This is a genomic window from Solidesulfovibrio fructosivorans JJ] (genome assembly GCF_000179555.1).
Classification (GTDB): domain Bacteria; phylum Desulfobacterota; class Desulfovibrionia; order Desulfovibrionales; family Desulfovibrionaceae; genus Solidesulfovibrio; species Solidesulfovibrio fructosivorans.
This window is the reverse complement of record NZ_AECZ01000008.1, coordinates 89,784-104,370: the sequence shown is the minus strand read 5'-3', so window position 1 is coordinate 104,370 and position 14,587 is coordinate 89,784. Positions and strand designations below refer to the sequence as shown.

Sequence of the window (14,587 nt, the reverse complement as noted above, 5' to 3'; positions counted from 1 at the left end):
AACGCTCCTTGTTTCAGCGGAAGATATAATTGAGGGCCGTAAAAAACAAATCCAAAAGGATCATGAGGAAGATGGATTGCACCACCGCCCGGGTCGTGCGCCGCCCGACGTCGGCCGCGCCCTCCCGGGCCAAAAATCCCTGCCAACAGGAGATGATGGTGATGGTTACGCCAAAGCCGGCGCTTTTGACCAGCCCCGAGAGCAGGTCGCGCATGGTCAGAAATCCGGCGGTCTGGAGAAAATAGGCCTTGCCGGAAAGCCCCAGGGCCAGGGCGGAAAAGATGCCGCCGGCCGATATGCCGATGCAGTCCCCCCACAGGGTGAGCAGCGGGGCCATGACGCACATGGCCGCGAATTTCGGCCAGACCAGAAACCGCACCGGGTCCACGCCCATGACCTCCAGGGCGTCGATCTCCTCGGAAATGCGCATGGTGGCGATTTCGGCGGTAAAGGCCGCGCCGGCCCGGCCGGCCAGGATGAGGCAGGTGAGAAGCGGCCCGAGTTCGGTGATGATGGAATAGCCGACCAGATTGGCCACGTAGCTCATGGCCCCGACCTTTTCCAGCTGGGTGGCCGATTGCAGGGCCAGAATGATGCCGACGCAGGCGGAAATGATGCTGATGATCGGCAGCGAATCCGCCCCGATCCAGGCCATGTGCGACCAAGTGCGCGAGCGCAGATACGTCTTGGTGCGTCGCAGCGGGTTTACCGTGCCCCTGGCGCACCGCATAAGCCCCGAAACCAACCAGACAAGTGTGGCCGCTTCCCCCTGCGCCATGTGTCATGTCTCCCGATTGGGGAGGAAGCGAGAGGGGAAACCCTTTAAAAAGGGTTGTCCCCTCTCGCGCTCTCCCCTTCCTAAATTTTTCATCGGGAGTCGGCCTTCCTAACAGCCCACCCCGATACCCCTTTGAAAGTCTTTGGAAAGGGGGTCCGGGGGAAAACTTTTCTTCAGAAAAGTTTTCCCCCGGTTCTTTCTTTTCCTCCCCTTAGTCGGGCAGCCCGAACAGATCGGACAGTTGCGTCAGGTTGAAGAGCTTGCGGACCTGGGGCGAAATCGACCGGATAGCCACCGTTCGGTCCGCTTCCGCCAGTTGTTTGCGCAGCTCGAGCAAAAGGGCCAGGCCGGAGCTGTCGATATAGGTCAAATCCGCCAGATCCAACTCGATATGTTTCCCGGCCTTGCCGACAAGCTCCCACAGCCGTTCCCTGACCGCGGGCGTAACCGAAAAATCAATTTCACCCGAAAAAGCGATCACACCGGGGTCGCTTCCGGCCGTGAGCCGCCAAGGGACTTCTTTGTGCGCGTCGTGGTCGTTCAAACCCGTAAGCCTCCCTGCGTCCCCGCGTTTCTTGAATCCTCTCGGCCCGAAGCGCCGCCGGATCGAGCGGCCAAGGCCAGGCCGGATGCTTATTGCCCGTTGTCCTCGACGCCGAACGTTCCGGCCAATCCGAAATGCTCGAGCAGCCCGGCCAGTTCCCGGCGCGAACTGTAATGGAAGGTGATCTTGCCGTGATCGACCGAACCCGCCGCCTTGGCCATGACCCCGGCCCGTTCCGTAAGCGGTCCTTCGATGTCGCGCAGCACCTGTTCCAGAACGCTTTTCCTGGCCGGACGCGCGGTCTTTTCCCGGGCGGGCTTGACGCCGCCCTCAGGCAGTTTCCCGTGCATTTTGGCGTATGCGGCCGCATCTTCCGCCTCGCGCACGCTGCATCCCGTTTCCACGATGCGCCGCCACAAGGCCTCGCAAAGGGCCGGATCGGCAACGGACAACAGCGCCCGGGCATGGCCGGCGGAGAGGGCTCCTTTGGCCAGGTCCTCCTGCATGGGCGCGGGGAGCTGCAACAGGCGCAGGGCGTTGGCCACGGCCGGGCGGCTTTTGCCCACTTTTTTGGCCAGGGCGTCCTGGCTCATGCTGAAGCGGGTCAGAAGCAGATGCAGGCCGTTGGCCTCCTCCATGGGGTTCAGGTCCTCGCGCTGGAGGTTTTCCACCATGGCCAGGGCCAGGCTTTGCTCGTCGTCCACTTCCCGCACGAGCACCGGGATTTCGGTCAGGCCAGCCAGCCGAGCGGCCCGCCAGCGGCGTTCGCCGGCCACGATTTCATGGGACGCGCCCGAAACGTCGGCCACGGGTCGCACCAGCACGGGCTGCAACAATCCCTGTTCCCGGATGGAGGCCGCCAAATCGGCCAGGGCGTCCTGGTCGAACGCCCGACGCGGCTGTTCCGGGTTGGGGCGGATGGCGTCCAGGGCAAGGGTTTGCACGTCCTCCCCGGACTTGTCGTCCCGATAGCCGCCGAGCAGGGCTTCGAGTCCCCTGCCGAGTCCTTTCTGGGCCTGCGCCATGCCATATTCCTTCTTGCAACGTTTGCGCGTCACGTCGTATCCGTGGCCGGACTTGACGCGCGACACGGGAACGTTACCTTCTTTTCATGCCTTTTGAAATGGCTGTCCGGTGACGCCCTCGCGCCAATCCATCAAACCGTTCAAGGAGCCCTTCGTGCCACCCATCTCATCCCATTTCCTGGAACTCTACGATGCCGCCGGCGCCTTGCGCGGCGTACGGTTAAGCCCCGAGTTGTGGGAAGCCGTCAAGGACAAAGTTTTGCCCGCCATCGAGAAAGCGGTGTATGCGCTGGACCCGTCCTGTCGCCCCCAGCCCGAGGAACGTCCCGAACCCATCGGGGACTGGGAGACCTTGCTCGCCTATTGGGATTTCACCTATCAGCCGACGTACGACGTGAGCTGCGCCCATTGCGGCGCTTCGACTCCCGACTGGCGGCGGGACGACCCGCGCAAGTTCCGTTTGCGCGCGGCCAATCTTGGGGGACTGGTAACCTTCCAGTGCCAGACCTGCAAGTCCCTGGTGCTCAAAAAGCATTTCAAGAAGCATCTCACCGTGGAATGCCAGCCGTTCGTGGAGCATAAATAACCGATTCGACCACGATACAAAAGGCCGCTTCCGGTTGGAAGCGGCCTTTTTTTTGTTTCACGTGAAACACGCCGTCGGGAGTGCCGCCCCATGGATCAGCCCAACGGGCGCGGGCACAGAAAGAAGACTGCCCGAAAATCAGACGGGCTGGCGGCGGACCACTTCCTGGGCCAGGGACAAATAGGCGGAAGCTCCACGGGATTTGACGTCGTGGGTCAGGACGGGCTTGCCGTAGCTCGGGGCTTCGGACAGCCGGATATTGCGCGGAATGAGGGTCTGAAAATAAAGCTTGGGAAAACATTTCCAGATCTCGCGCTTGACGTGGCGATTAAGCTTGTTGCGGCCGTCGTACATGGTCAGGACGACGCCTAGCAGGGAAAGCCGGTTGTTGAAGCGCTTGCGCACCTGGTCAAAGGTCCGCAACAATTGGGCGATGCCTTCCAAGGCGTAATATTCGCATTGCAGCGGCACCAGCAATTCGCTGGCCGCGCACAAGGCGTTCAGCGTCACCAGTCCCAGCGACGGCGGGCAATCGAGCAGGACATAATCATAATCGGCCTGCAAGCCTTCGATCAAAGCCCGAAGGAAATATTCGCGACGGGGTTTATCCACCAGCTCGATATCGGCGGCAACCAGATCCGGACCGGAAGGCAGCACGTGTAAAAAGGGGAGTTCGGTGCCAACGACGGCGTCCTTGGCCCGGGCCGGCTCATACAGCACCGTATAGAGATTTTCGTCGACCTTGTCGGGATAAATGGAAAGACCGCTGCCGGCGTTGGCCTGCGGATCACAATCGATCAGCAGGGTTTTTTTTTCCATGACCGCCAGCGAAGCGGAAAGATTGACGGCCGTCGTGGTTTTGCCGACGCCGCCCTTTTGATTGGCAATAACGATGACCCGCGCCATGAGCCCTCCTTGATCCCATACGATCAGCCAGGGCGCAACGCGCCGCGGCGCAGACATGTTTCACGTGAAACAATAAAGACTAGTCGCGGAACATGCGATGGCAATACGATTGCGCGTCGTCCAGGGATTCAACGAGCATGACGCATCCTTCCACGTCGCCCTTTTTGACGGCATTAAGCAGCTGTCCGGCAAGATGGGAAAAATCCTCGGCCTCGTCCATCCAGTTTTCATCGGCTTGCTGATGCAGACGCTGGGCCAAGCGGGCCAAACGATTCACATCCGCTTCTTCAGGAAGGCTGGCTTCCGCCACCTGGCTTTGGATTTTCGAGAATACCGTTTCAAGATCACGTTTCGTGGTCTGGAATTCCATTACCTGGGTCCGTCCTTGAGGCAGTTTGAACGTTGGTAACAGCTTCGATTAGTGTACCTTATCCATCCTGTCAACATCAAGCCCGAAAATATTGCCTATACCACTCAATAAAACGGGCAATACCCGTTTCAATAGGCGTCGACGGCTTAAATCCGACGTCACGAATCAAATCGTCGACATTCGCATACGTCGCGGGTACGTCGCCGGGCTGCAACGGCAACATCTCCTTGATCGCTTTCTTGCCCAAGGCATCTTCGATGGTCTCGATAAAGCGCATAAGAGACACGCTGTTGTTGTTTCCAATGTTGTACAAACGGTAGGGCGCGACGCTGCTGCCCGGATCAGGGGAAGCGGGATTCCAATCAGGATTGGGTGTGGCCGTATTTTGCGTCACGCGAACAACACCTTCGACAATATCATCAATATAGGTAAAGTCGCGTTCCATGCGCCCGTGATTGAACACCTGGATAGGCTTGTCTTCCAATATGGCCTTCGTAAACAAGAAAAGCGCCATATCCGGCCGTCCCCAAGGACCGTACACCGTAAAAAAACGCAATCCCGTGCACGGAAGCCCATACAAGTAGCTGTAGGAATGGGCCATCAGCTCGTTGGATTTCTTGGACGCCGCATACAAGCTGATGGGGTGGTCCACATTGTCATGCACGGAAAAAGGCATGGTCGTATTGAGACCATAGACGGAACTTGAGGAAGCGAAGACGAAATGGTCGACTTTATGCTGCCGGCAATTTTCCAGGATGTTGAAGTAGCCGAGCAGATTCGTTTGAATATAGGCGTCGGGATGCGTCAGGCTGTGCCGAACGCCCGCCTGGGCGGCCAGGTTGACCACATGGCTGAATTTGCCTTCGTCGAAAAGGCGATCCATGGCCTGCCGGTCGGCCATATCGGCCTTGGCGAAACGGAACTGCTTCTCGGCGGCGAGAATATCGATGCGATCCTGTTTGAGCGCCACGGAGTAATAGGGGCTCATGTTGTCCAGGCCGGTCACGGTGTGACCCATGGACAGAAATCGACGGCATAAATGGAAGCCGATAAATCCGGCGGCGCCGGTGACAAGAATGTTCATGGTTCCTCTGGATAGCTGTAAAAAAGCCCGCCGATTGCAAAACGCCTCTTTGGCGGTGCGATCACGCGTCGCCAGGCTGTTTGGCTTGTGACGGATCGGATGGCGCCTCAACTGTGGAATCGGGTTTCGGATTCGTTGCCGCGAGGTCCGGCGCAAGGTCCGGTTGGGGTGACGCGGCGTGGCTCGGAACATGAAAAAAAGAGCGGATAAAATCAAGAGGAATGGGCAAAATAGTGGCGGCATGGCTTTCAGCGGCCATTTCGCGCATGGTTTGCAGATAGCGCAGTTGCAAGGCTTCTGGGCGCACGGCGATGATGGCCGCGGCCTGGGCCAGTCGCGAGGCGGCCTGATATTCGCCCTCGGCATTGATGACTTTGGCCCGGCGCTCGCGTTCGGCTTCGGCCTGCTTGGCCATGGCCCGCTGCATTTCCTGGGGCAAATCGATGTATTTGAGCTCCACGTTGGCGACCTTGATGCCCCAGGGGCCGGCATGCTGGTCGAGAATGGTCTGGACCTGCTCGTTGACCTTGTCCCGGTGGGCCAGGATCTCGTCGAGCTCCACGCCGCCGCAGACGCTGCGCAGGGTGGTTTGGGAAATCTGGGAGGTCGCGTACATGTAATCCTCGACCTCGAGGATGGCCTTTATAGGCTCGACCACCCGGAAGTAGACCACGGCATTGACCTTGATGCTGACGTTGTCGCGGGTGATGACGTCCTGGTTGGGCACGTCCATGGCGAAGGTGCGCATGGAGACCTTGGTCATGCGGTCGATGATGGGAAAAAGCAGGATAAGCCCTGGTCCCTTGGCCCCGATGATGCGGCCAAGCCGGAAAATGACGCCGCGTTCGTACTCGTTGAGCACCCGAAGCGAGGTGACGACAATAAAAATGATAATGGCCAGGATGGGGATAAACGCGTACATGGCTCCTCCTTTACCGGTTCTCAGTAAAAGTCGGGGGGACTTCCTCGGTCGACACGACAAGCGTCATGCCTTTTGCGGCGACGATGTGCACGGACTGGCCGGGCTGGGGCCGGCAATCGACGCAACGGGCATCAAGGGTAGCGTTCCAGATTTCCCCGTTGACAAAGACCTTGCCCGTTTTCCCCGTGAAATGACGGACCGTGGCGATCTGGCCGACAAGGGCCTCCAGACCGGAGCGGGGCTTTTGCCGTTGGGCCTTGGCCACGATCCAACCGGCCAAAAGCAGGATCAGGGAAACGCCGGCCACGGTCGGGGCGATGACGGAAAGCGGCAGGCCGGGATGGCCGTTGTGGCGGAAAAGCAGCATCGATCCGGTAAAAAGCGCGGCCACGCCGGCCACGCTCAAAAGGCCGTAGCTGGTCACATGCAGTTCCAGTAAAAAAAGACCGCCGCCAAAAAGCAGCAACAATAAGCCCGTAACGTTGGTCGGCAGGATGGACAGGGCGTAAAGGGCCGGCAGGATGCACAATCCGCCGATAACGCCGGGCAAAATGGCCCCTGGCGTGGTCAGTTCGAAGAAAAGGCCGGCAACGCCGATCAGGAGCAGAATATACGCCACCTGCGGATCGAGCAGCCAGGTCAGAACACCGTAGCGCCAACCGGGGTCATAGGCCGTGACGACCACGGCATCCGGGGAAAAGCGCAGGACCTTGCCGCCGGATTCGATGCCGCGCTTGCCGATCTGGGTCAAAAGATCCAGCTGGTCGACGGCAATGAAATCCACCACACGTTCGCGCACCGCCTCGGCGGCGGTCAGGTTTTCGGCATTGGCCACAAAACGCTGGTACCATTTGGCGTTGCGGCCATGGGAAAGTGCCATCCCGCGCACCAGGCTTTCCAAGTCGTTTTTGATCTTCTTGTGCAGCGTCTTGCCAAGGTCGCCGCCGCCCGGGCCCACGGGCGAGGCGGACCCGATGGTCGTATCCGGAGCCATGGCGGCTACGGAAGCGGCGGCCACAAGAAAGACCCCGGCCGAGGCGGCCCTGGCCCCGGAAGGGGCGATCCAGATGACGATGGGCACAGGACTGCCGAGGATGGAGGTCACCATGCGGCGCATGGGCTCGATGCCGCCGCCGGGCGTATCGAGGCGCAGGATGAGCAAGGCGGCGCCGCCCTTTTTGGCCGCGGCAATGGCCCCGTCAAGCATGTCGGCCTGGGCCGGCGAGATGGAGGCGCTCAAGGTCGCCGTAAAAACGGCAATGGGCGCTGATTGGGCCCGGGAAAGCGTTGGAATGAAAAAGAGCGGGGCGATGAGCAGGAAAGCGGAAAAAAAGCGCTTACCCGCCGCCAAGGGCATCGAGAGCGTCATGCCAGGCCTCCATGTCGCCGCCGAGAAGCCTTTCGGGATCGGCGAGCACGACAGGTTCGAGATCGGGCAGGTGACCATGCCAGGATTTCGTGGTTTCGGGAGAAAGCGCGCCAAAGACCGCCAGAACGGCCGGCCGCATAAGCCGCAGGCCGGTGAGGAAAATGGCCGTGTCACGTTCCCGTTCGGCGGCGTCCGGCAAACAGTAGGGCCAAAAGGCCACGGCATTGGCCCCGGAAAGGTCCAATTCCTGGATAAGCCGCCGCCAGAGCTTGCCGCGCCTGGGATCGGCCCGGCCGGTCATGTCCAGGGACAACGCCTCGTAAGTCAGGACAATGCGGGGATGCTCGGGCGCTTTGGCGAAGATCGCGGGCCAGGGCTTGGGCCAGGCCGCCGGGTCCTCGCCGACCTGGACAGGCGGTTTCACGGGTTCGGGCGCAACATCCGGCGCGGGTTCGGCCTGGAGGGCAGACTCGCGCTCGGGCGCGATCTCCGCGACCGCCTCGGCCAGTGGATCGACGTAAAAATAGCGGATGCCCGCCTGCTGCCAGACGCGAAGCCGTTCCGGCACGTTTAAAAGCGAATCGTTGAGTCCCATATTTTCCAGGCGATTTCCGTTTTCGGCGCGCTTTCCCAGTGCTCGTCACGGCCATTAGCGGCAAGGACAATGGCCTCATTGTCCGATGCCGCAAACCCGGCATCGGCCCGACCGATGGGGTTGGCCACGATCAGGTCGCAGTTTTTGCGCCTGAGCTTTCCCTTGGCGTTTTCCAGCAAATTGTCCGTTTCGGCGCAAAAGCCGACAAGCTTCTGGCCGGCGCGCTTTTTTTGGCCCATTGCCGCCAGGATATCATGGGTGGGAGAAAATGTCAGGGTCAGTTCCTTGCCGGCCGCATCCTTTTTGAACTTGCCGCCGCCGGGATGCGGAACAGGCGAAAAATCGGCTACCGCCGCGGTCATGACGGCCATGTCGCAGGCCGGCCAAGCGGCCAGGCAGGCCTCGTGCATCTGGCCGGCGGTTGTGACCGGAACAACCGTGACGTCGGCCGGAAACCACCAGGAAACAGGGCCGGAAACCACCGTCACCGAGGCGCCGCGCAACCAGGCGGCCATGGCCAGGCAGGCCCCCATGCGGCCGGTGGACGGGTTGGACCAGAAGCGGGCGGCATCGAAATATTCGCGGGTCGGTCCAAGACTCACCAGCACCTTTTTTCCGGCCAGATCCTGGGGGGTGAGGGCCTTGAGGATGGCCGTGAAAATGGCGTCCTCCTCGGCGAGCCTGCCCTGGCCGGATTCGCCGCAAGCCATCTCCCCGCAATCGGGCATGACGCCGATGACGCCGCGCGAACAAAGCGTCGCCCAATTGGCCTGGGTGGCGGCCGCCTTCCAAAGCCGGGGGTTCATGGCCGGAGCAACGACCACAGGCCCTTCGAAGGCCAGGGCCTGACAGGCGAGCAAATCGCCGGCCAGACCGCAGGACAAACGGGCCAGGATGTCGGCCGTGGCCGGAACGACAGCCAGGACGTCGGCGGCCTGAGCCGGTGCGAGATGGGCGAAATTGGCCGCTTCCGGGGAAAACATGTCGGTGTAAACGGGATCGGCCCCCAAGGCCTCAAAGGAAAGCGGAGTGACGAAACGTTGGGCGGCCGTGGTCAAGGTCACGCCCACGGACGCGCCCGAGGCGACAAGCCGTCGCAGAAGGGACAGCACCTTGAAGGCGGCAACGGAACCGGTCACGCCGAGATGGACGCGACGGCCACTATATCCTTTGAAATCACAATGTGTTGACGTCATAAAGCCTTCCTGCGGCTATGGGAAATAAGCAGCCGGATGATGGGGGTATACGGCAAAGGCGGGAGAAGCGTAAAGGTCAGGTCGGGGGTGGTCCATGGACAAGGCGGCCACATTGCGCTTCCGTGGCGCTTTGCGGGAACTGTTGCGGCGACCGGCCGCAAACGGCGTAGTCGTGTATCCTGTGACGCGCGAAGCCTCGATCAAGGACGTCATCGAGGCCCTGGGGCCGCCCCACACCGAAATCCACGGCATCATTGCCGACGATCGGCCGGTCGGATTCGAACACAGGCTGGCCCCGGGCGAGCGCATCACAATCGAACCGGCCGTTTTCCCCATCGACGTCTTCACCCCGACCCTGCTGCGGCCGACACCGCTTCCCCTTCCTAAGCAGCGTTTCGTTGCGGACGCCAATGTCGGCCGGCTGGCCACGCTCCTGCGGCTGCTCGGATACGACGCGGTCTACGATCGTGACATGGAAGACGGAGAGCTGGCCCGCATCGCCGCGGAAGAAGGGCGTATAGCCCTGTCCCGGGACGTCAGCTGCCTGAAGCGGTCCAAGATCATGTATGGCCGGCTGATCCGGGCCAACGATCCGCAGGAACAGTTGCGCGACATCCTGCGCGCCTTCGGGCTGACCCCGCCTTACGGCGCGTTCACGCGCTGCCTGCGCTGCAACCGGGAGCTTGCGCCGGTGGATAAAAAGGACATCCTGGACCGGCTGTTGCCGAAGACAAAGCGCTATTACGAAAAATTCTCGATGTGCCCGGAGTGTGGCCGCATCTATTGGGCGGGCTCGCATTACGAGCATATGCGGGGATGGATACGGGAGATTCTTAAAGGGGAGGAGACAATCAGCCGTTGAGTCCCTTGTCGCGGTACAGGGCCAGATGCCATTCGTAAATGCGCTGGGCCATGTCGTCGATGACGTTGTCCATAATCTTGTTCCACTCCACCTTGCCGGACTCCGCCTGACGCACGCCGTTGGCCACGAATTCCACCCCCAAGGTGATGTCATGGGAGACGGGATCGGGCCGGATGTTGTTGATCTTGCCGACCAGCCAGTATTCACCGCGCAGTTTCGGGCTGTTCTCCTCGAAGGTGAAAAAGAGGATGAAGCGATCGCCCTTTTGCGGGGAAAGCCCTTTTTCCTTAAGCAGATCGCGCCGCAAGAGCAGGCGGAGGCCGCCGGCCGAGATGTTTTCCAGAAGCGCCAGGGAATTTTTGAAATGACCGTGGGAGACGGTGGGCTTGGCCAGGTCGAAGCCGCCGGCGGCATCGTAGCGCCAAAGCGCGATATGCGTGAACTGGTCCATGGAGGGCTTCATGCGCAGGCTTTTGCGGCGTTGGGCCCCTTGCAGGGAACCGGGGAAGGAAACGGCGATCTGCGGAAGTTTTTCGGATTGGTTGCGGATGCGCAAAATGGTCGTGGCAAAGGTATAAAATATTTCCCGGTGGCGCTGCTCGCGTTCAACAATCTTAAAAAAACATTCGATTCTCTGGCCGACGAAACGTTCCTTAAGCGTGGACAGGCCGCTGAGCTCCAGCACGAGCCCGGCGTCGTTCATGGCCATGATGCTTGCCGTAACGCCGGTGAGGCTGGTGGCCTGCTGATCGAACTTGACGTGGACCTTGGAACGCTGGGCCATGGCTTCGTCCAGGATGCCGGCATTGCGCCGATGTTCCTGTTCTTCCTCACGGGGGGATTTCTTCTTGCGCAGCATGTCCAGGACCATGTCGTGGTATCCAACAGAATTATTTCAGATATTTCAGTTTTTGCGCAACCGCCAGCGGGTTGGGATACATATCGCGCACCTGTTCATAATACTTTCGGGCCGCTTTCTTGTCATGTCCGTCTTCGGATAACTGGCCCAGGGCAAAGCCGGCCTCACCACGAACGGAAGCGGGAAGACGCTTGTCGGCAAAAAGCTCCTGCAAAATCGGTTCCGCTTCCTGAAGCCGGTCCAGCTGCATCAAAAGCCGGGCCTTGGACAAATCGCACTGGGATCGTTGCCCGGGATCGGTCACCTTTGTCCGGCAAAGCGTATAGGCCTCGAGGGCTCCGGCCGTATCCCGGGCCTGGATGCGCGCATGGGCCAGTTCCCGGCAGGCTTTGGCCAGCATGCCCGTATCCAGGCCGGGAAGGGCGATGACGCGCGTCAGCTGCTTCGTCGCCCCGTCGTAATCCTTCCCCTCCAGCCGCAGGCTTGCGGCCCGCAGGGACAGGCTGGCCTGTACGGCGGGATTGCCGGCGTTTTCAAGCAGCGCCGTCTCCAGGAGCAGGGCGGCTTTTCGCGGGGAGACGCGGATATCCTGGCTGATATCCGCAAGCCTTTGCCAGGCTTCGAGCCGCGCCGTGCCTTTGGGAAAGCGTTCCAGGTAGGTCTGGTAGTCGTGTTCGGCGTCGCCGTAGCGACCGTCGAGAAAGGCCTGTCTGGCTCCGTCGAGAAGCGCGTCCCCGGGCGATCTCTCAGGCCCGTGGCAGGCGGCCTGAACAAAAAACAGAACAATCAGGCCGCCTGTCAGGAAGGGCTTCAGGAAAGCTCGGACGTTTGACACTGGATGGGATCGCTCGGATCGACCAGATCGAATCCGGTGACCGTCACTTCGCCCTCCATGCGCACGAGCATCACGCCCTGGGTGGCGCGGCCCACGGCGCTGATGTCGGACACGGACAGGCGGATGATCTTGTTGGCCGAGGTGAGAAGCAGCAGTTCGTCGTCGGCGTTGACCATGACCGCGCCGATGACCTGCCCCGTTTTCGGGGTCACGCGCATGTTGATGACGCCGGAGCCGCCACGGTTGCGCAGCGGATAATGCTCGATGGACGTGCGTTTGCCGTAGCCGTGGGCCGAGATGGTGAGCACCTCGTTACGGCCGTTGCCCGTCATGATGACGCCGGCGGCAACGCGGTCCTGGCCTTTCAGGGCGATGCCCTTGACGCCGGCCGCCGCCCGGCCCGTGGGACGGATGCCGGAGATGTGGAACCGGTTGGACAGGCCCTGGTTGGTGGCCAGAAGCACTTCGGCGTTGTCGTCGATTTCCTTGACCGTCAGCAGCTCGTCGCCTTCCTTGAGGGTCACGGCGATAATGCCCGTGCTGCGGCAGTTCTTGTAGAGGTCGGTGCAGGAGCGCTTGACCATGCCCTTGCGGGTCACAAAGAGGAAATAGCGCTCGAAAGAGAATTCGCGAATAGCCAGGGCCGTGGCGACGAACTCTTCCTTGTCCATGGGGAGCAGGTTGGCGATATGCGCCCCCTTGGCCGTGCGCTGTCCCTCGGGAATCTGGTGCACGGGCAGCATGAACATGCGGCCGAGGTTGGTAAATAAAAGCAGTTGCTGGTGGTTGGTGGTGGCGCAAAAGGACTGGACGAAATCGTCGCCCGAGGTGGAGACCCCGGCCACGCCCTTGCCGCCGCGCTTTTGCTGCTGATAGCTGTCGACCTTGGTGCGCTTGATGTAGCCGCGCCGGGAAAGCGTGATGACCACGTCCTCGTCCGGAATGAGGTCGAGGATGTTGATGCCTTCCAGGTCCTCGAGAATCTCGGTCTTTCGCGGCGTGGCGTACTTGTCCTTGATCTCCGTGATCTCGTCGCGGATGACGCCGCGAAGCACTTCCTCGTTTTCCAGGATGCTGCGCAGGTACTCGATGAGCTTTATAAGCTCGTTGTACTCGTCGATGAGCTTCTGCCGCTCGAGGTTGGTCAGGCGCTGCAAGCGCATGTCCAGGATGGCCTGGGCCTGCCGCTCGGACAGTCCGAACCGCTCCATCAGGCGCTCGCGGGCCTCGATGGCGTTCTTGGAAGCCCGGATAATGGAAACGACCTCGTCGATGTTGTCCAGCGCGATGCGCAGGCCTTCGAGGATGTGGGCGCGTTCCTCGGACTTGCGCAGGTCGAAGGCCGTGCGCCGCAGCACCACCTCGCGGCGGTGGCTGAGGAAATGCTCGAGGACTTGTTGGATATTAAGGAGCGCCGGCCGGTTGTCGGCCACGACCAGCATGTTGATGCCGAAAGACGTCTCAAGGGGCGTGTACTTGTACAGGGCGTTGATGACGATGTCCGGAATGACGCCCTTTTTGAGGTCGAGGACGATGCGGATGCCCTTGCGGTCGGATTCGTCGCGCAGGTCGGACACGCCCTCGATGCGTCCCTCATTAATCAGGGCCGCGATCTTTTCCACCAGCGACGACTTGTTGAGGGCGTAGGGAATCTCGCGGATGACCACGGACTGGTGGTCCTTTTTCCGCTCCTCGATCTCGGCCTTGCCGCGGATTTTGATGGAGCCGCGCCCGGTGGTGTAGGCCTCGATAAGCCCCTTGCCGCCGTAAATGGACGCGCCTGTGGGGAAATCCGGCCCCTTGACCAGGGCGAGCAGCTCGTTGATGTCGCAGGTCGGGTTGTCCAGCTGATGCAGCAGGCCGTCGCACAATTCGCCCAGGTTGTGGGGCGGGATGTTGGTGGCCATGCCCACGGCGATGCCCGAGGAGCCGTTTAAAAGCAGGTTCGGCACCTTGGTCGGCAACACCTCGGGTTCGTTTAAGGAGTTGTCGTAGTTCGGACGAAACCCGACCGTCTCCTTCTCGATGTCGGCCAGAAATTCGCTGGCCAGACGCGACATGCGCACTTCTGTGTATCGCATGGCCGCCGCGGCGTCGCCGTCGATGGAGCCGAAGTTGCCCTGGCCGTCCACGATGGGATCGCGCATGGAAAAATTCTGGGCCATGCGCACCAAGGCGTCATAGACCGACTGGTCGCCGTGCGGATGGTATTTACCGATAACGTCACCGACGACGCGGGCGGACTTCTTGTACGGCCGGTTGAACGTGTTGGACAACTCGTGCATGGCGTACAAAATGCGCCGGTGCACGGGTTTGAGCCCGTCGCGCACGTCCGGAATGGCCCGGCCGATGATGACGCTCAAGGAGTACTCCAAATAGGACTTCTTGAGCTCTTCCTCAATGTTGATCACATTACTCACGGTATATCGCCTCCGGCGCGGGTAGGAGGGGCTTCGCCCCTCCTACACCACCCCACCAGGGGCGCTGCCCCTGGACCCCGCCAGGGGAATAATTCCCCTGGACCCTTTAATGGGTTATATTGATTTCTTCTCTGCAATCTTCCGCAGACACCATTACATCGTTAAAAGTCTTTGGAAGGGGGGTCCGGGGGGAAACTTTTCTTCAGAAAAGTTTCCCCCCGGATGCCTTCCCCCTC

At 60.9% G+C, this 14,587-nt stretch carries 15 protein-coding genes; 2 read left to right on the top strand and 13 right to left on the bottom strand.

The features are described 5' to 3' along the window. Positions 1-13: 13 nt before the first annotated feature. The 3 genes from DESFRDRAFT_RS07675 to DESFRDRAFT_RS07665 all read right to left on the bottom strand — a co-directional run bounded on the left by DESFRDRAFT_RS07675 (position 14) and on the right by DESFRDRAFT_RS07665 (position 2,347). Positions 14-778, bottom strand: a complete 765-nt coding sequence (locus tag DESFRDRAFT_RS07675) for an ABC transporter permease (protein ID WP_005992741.1) — start codon at positions 776-778, stop codon at positions 14-16. Between the two features lie 211 nt (positions 779-989). Next, positions 990-1,322 (bottom strand): STAS domain-containing protein, encoded by a 333-nt coding sequence (locus DESFRDRAFT_RS07670; protein WP_005992739.1) that lies wholly within the window; start codon positions 1,320-1,322, stop codon positions 990-992. An 89-nt stretch (positions 1,323-1,411) separates the two neighbouring features. After that, complete coding sequence (locus tag DESFRDRAFT_RS07665; protein WP_043794208.1) at positions 1,412-2,347, bottom strand: ParB/RepB/Spo0J family partition protein; 936 nt, start codon at positions 2,345-2,347, stop codon at positions 1,412-1,414. A gap of 154 nt (positions 2,348-2,501) precedes the next feature. Between DESFRDRAFT_RS07665 and DESFRDRAFT_RS07660 the strand changes: the two genes are divergently transcribed. Next, positions 2,502-2,933, top strand: coding sequence for a hypothetical protein (locus tag DESFRDRAFT_RS07660; protein WP_005992734.1), 432 nt, complete (start codon positions 2,502-2,504; stop codon positions 2,931-2,933). A gap of 138 nt (positions 2,934-3,071) precedes the next feature. On the opposite strand, the gene DESFRDRAFT_RS07655 is transcribed toward DESFRDRAFT_RS07660, so the two are convergent. From DESFRDRAFT_RS07655 to coaBC, 7 genes are all read right to left on the bottom strand, one after another. Next, complete coding sequence (locus DESFRDRAFT_RS07655; RefSeq protein ID WP_005992731.1) at positions 3,072-3,839, bottom strand: ParA family protein; 768 nt, start codon at positions 3,837-3,839, stop codon at positions 3,072-3,074. Positions 3,840-3,918: 79 nt separating this feature from the next. Next, complete coding sequence (locus tag DESFRDRAFT_RS07650) at positions 3,919-4,209, bottom strand: GAK system XXXCH domain-containing protein (protein WP_005992719.1); 291 nt, start codon at positions 4,207-4,209, stop codon at positions 3,919-3,921. A gap of 76 nt (positions 4,210-4,285) precedes the next feature. Then, positions 4,286-5,293 (bottom strand): NAD-dependent epimerase, encoded by a 1,008-nt coding sequence (locus DESFRDRAFT_RS07645; RefSeq protein ID WP_005992717.1) that lies wholly within the window; start codon positions 5,291-5,293, stop codon positions 4,286-4,288. Positions 5,294-5,354: 61 nt separating this feature from the next. Then, positions 5,355-6,215 (bottom strand): slipin family protein, encoded by an 861-nt coding sequence (locus DESFRDRAFT_RS07640; protein ID WP_005992715.1) that lies wholly within the window; start codon positions 6,213-6,215, stop codon positions 5,355-5,357. A gap of 10 nt (positions 6,216-6,225) precedes the next feature. Then, positions 6,226-7,584 (bottom strand): NfeD family protein, encoded by a 1,359-nt coding sequence (locus DESFRDRAFT_RS07635; RefSeq protein WP_005992713.1) that lies wholly within the window; start codon positions 7,582-7,584, stop codon positions 6,226-6,228. Then, on the bottom strand, positions 7,553-8,179 hold the full coding sequence (locus DESFRDRAFT_RS07630; RefSeq protein ID WP_005992712.1) for a hypothetical protein: 627 nt from the start codon (positions 8,177-8,179) through the stop codon (positions 7,553-7,555). Before DESFRDRAFT_RS07630 ends, DESFRDRAFT_RS07635 begins: the two co-directional genes overlap by 32 nt. Further along, positions 8,155-9,375: a bifunctional phosphopantothenoylcysteine decarboxylase/phosphopantothenate--cysteine ligase CoaBC gene (coaBC, locus tag DESFRDRAFT_RS07625; protein WP_005992711.1), complete on the bottom strand. Its 1,221-nt coding sequence runs from the start codon at positions 9,373-9,375 to the stop codon at positions 8,155-8,157. The genes DESFRDRAFT_RS07630 and coaBC overlap by 25 nt, the downstream gene beginning before the upstream one ends. A 94-nt stretch (positions 9,376-9,469) precedes the next feature. On the opposite strand from coaBC, the gene DESFRDRAFT_RS07620 reads away from it, so the two are divergent. Next, the gene (locus DESFRDRAFT_RS07620; RefSeq protein WP_005992710.1) at positions 9,470-10,237 is read left to right on the top strand and encodes a Mut7-C RNAse domain-containing protein; all 768 of its coding nucleotides are present in this window, start codon (positions 9,470-9,472) and stop codon (positions 10,235-10,237) included. Here the strand turns inward: DESFRDRAFT_RS07620 and DESFRDRAFT_RS07615 are convergent. The 3 genes from DESFRDRAFT_RS07615 to gyrA are packed head-to-tail and all read right to left on the bottom strand — an operon-like array spanning position 10,227 to position 14,351. After that, positions 10,227-11,108, bottom strand: coding sequence for a PilZ domain-containing protein (locus DESFRDRAFT_RS07615; RefSeq protein WP_005992709.1), 882 nt, complete (start codon positions 11,106-11,108; stop codon positions 10,227-10,229). The genes DESFRDRAFT_RS07620 and DESFRDRAFT_RS07615 overlap by 11 nt on opposite strands. Before the next feature lie 19 nt (positions 11,109-11,127). Beyond that, a complete protein-coding gene (locus tag DESFRDRAFT_RS07610; protein WP_005992708.1) occupies positions 11,128-11,931 on the bottom strand; it encodes a tetratricopeptide repeat protein in 804 nt (267 codons plus the stop codon). Further along, positions 11,907-14,351, bottom strand: a complete 2,445-nt coding sequence (gene gyrA / locus DESFRDRAFT_RS07605; protein WP_005992707.1) for a DNA gyrase subunit A — start codon at positions 14,349-14,351, stop codon at positions 11,907-11,909. Before gyrA ends, DESFRDRAFT_RS07610 begins: the two co-directional genes overlap by 25 nt. Between the last annotated feature and the right edge of the window lie 236 nt (positions 14,352-14,587).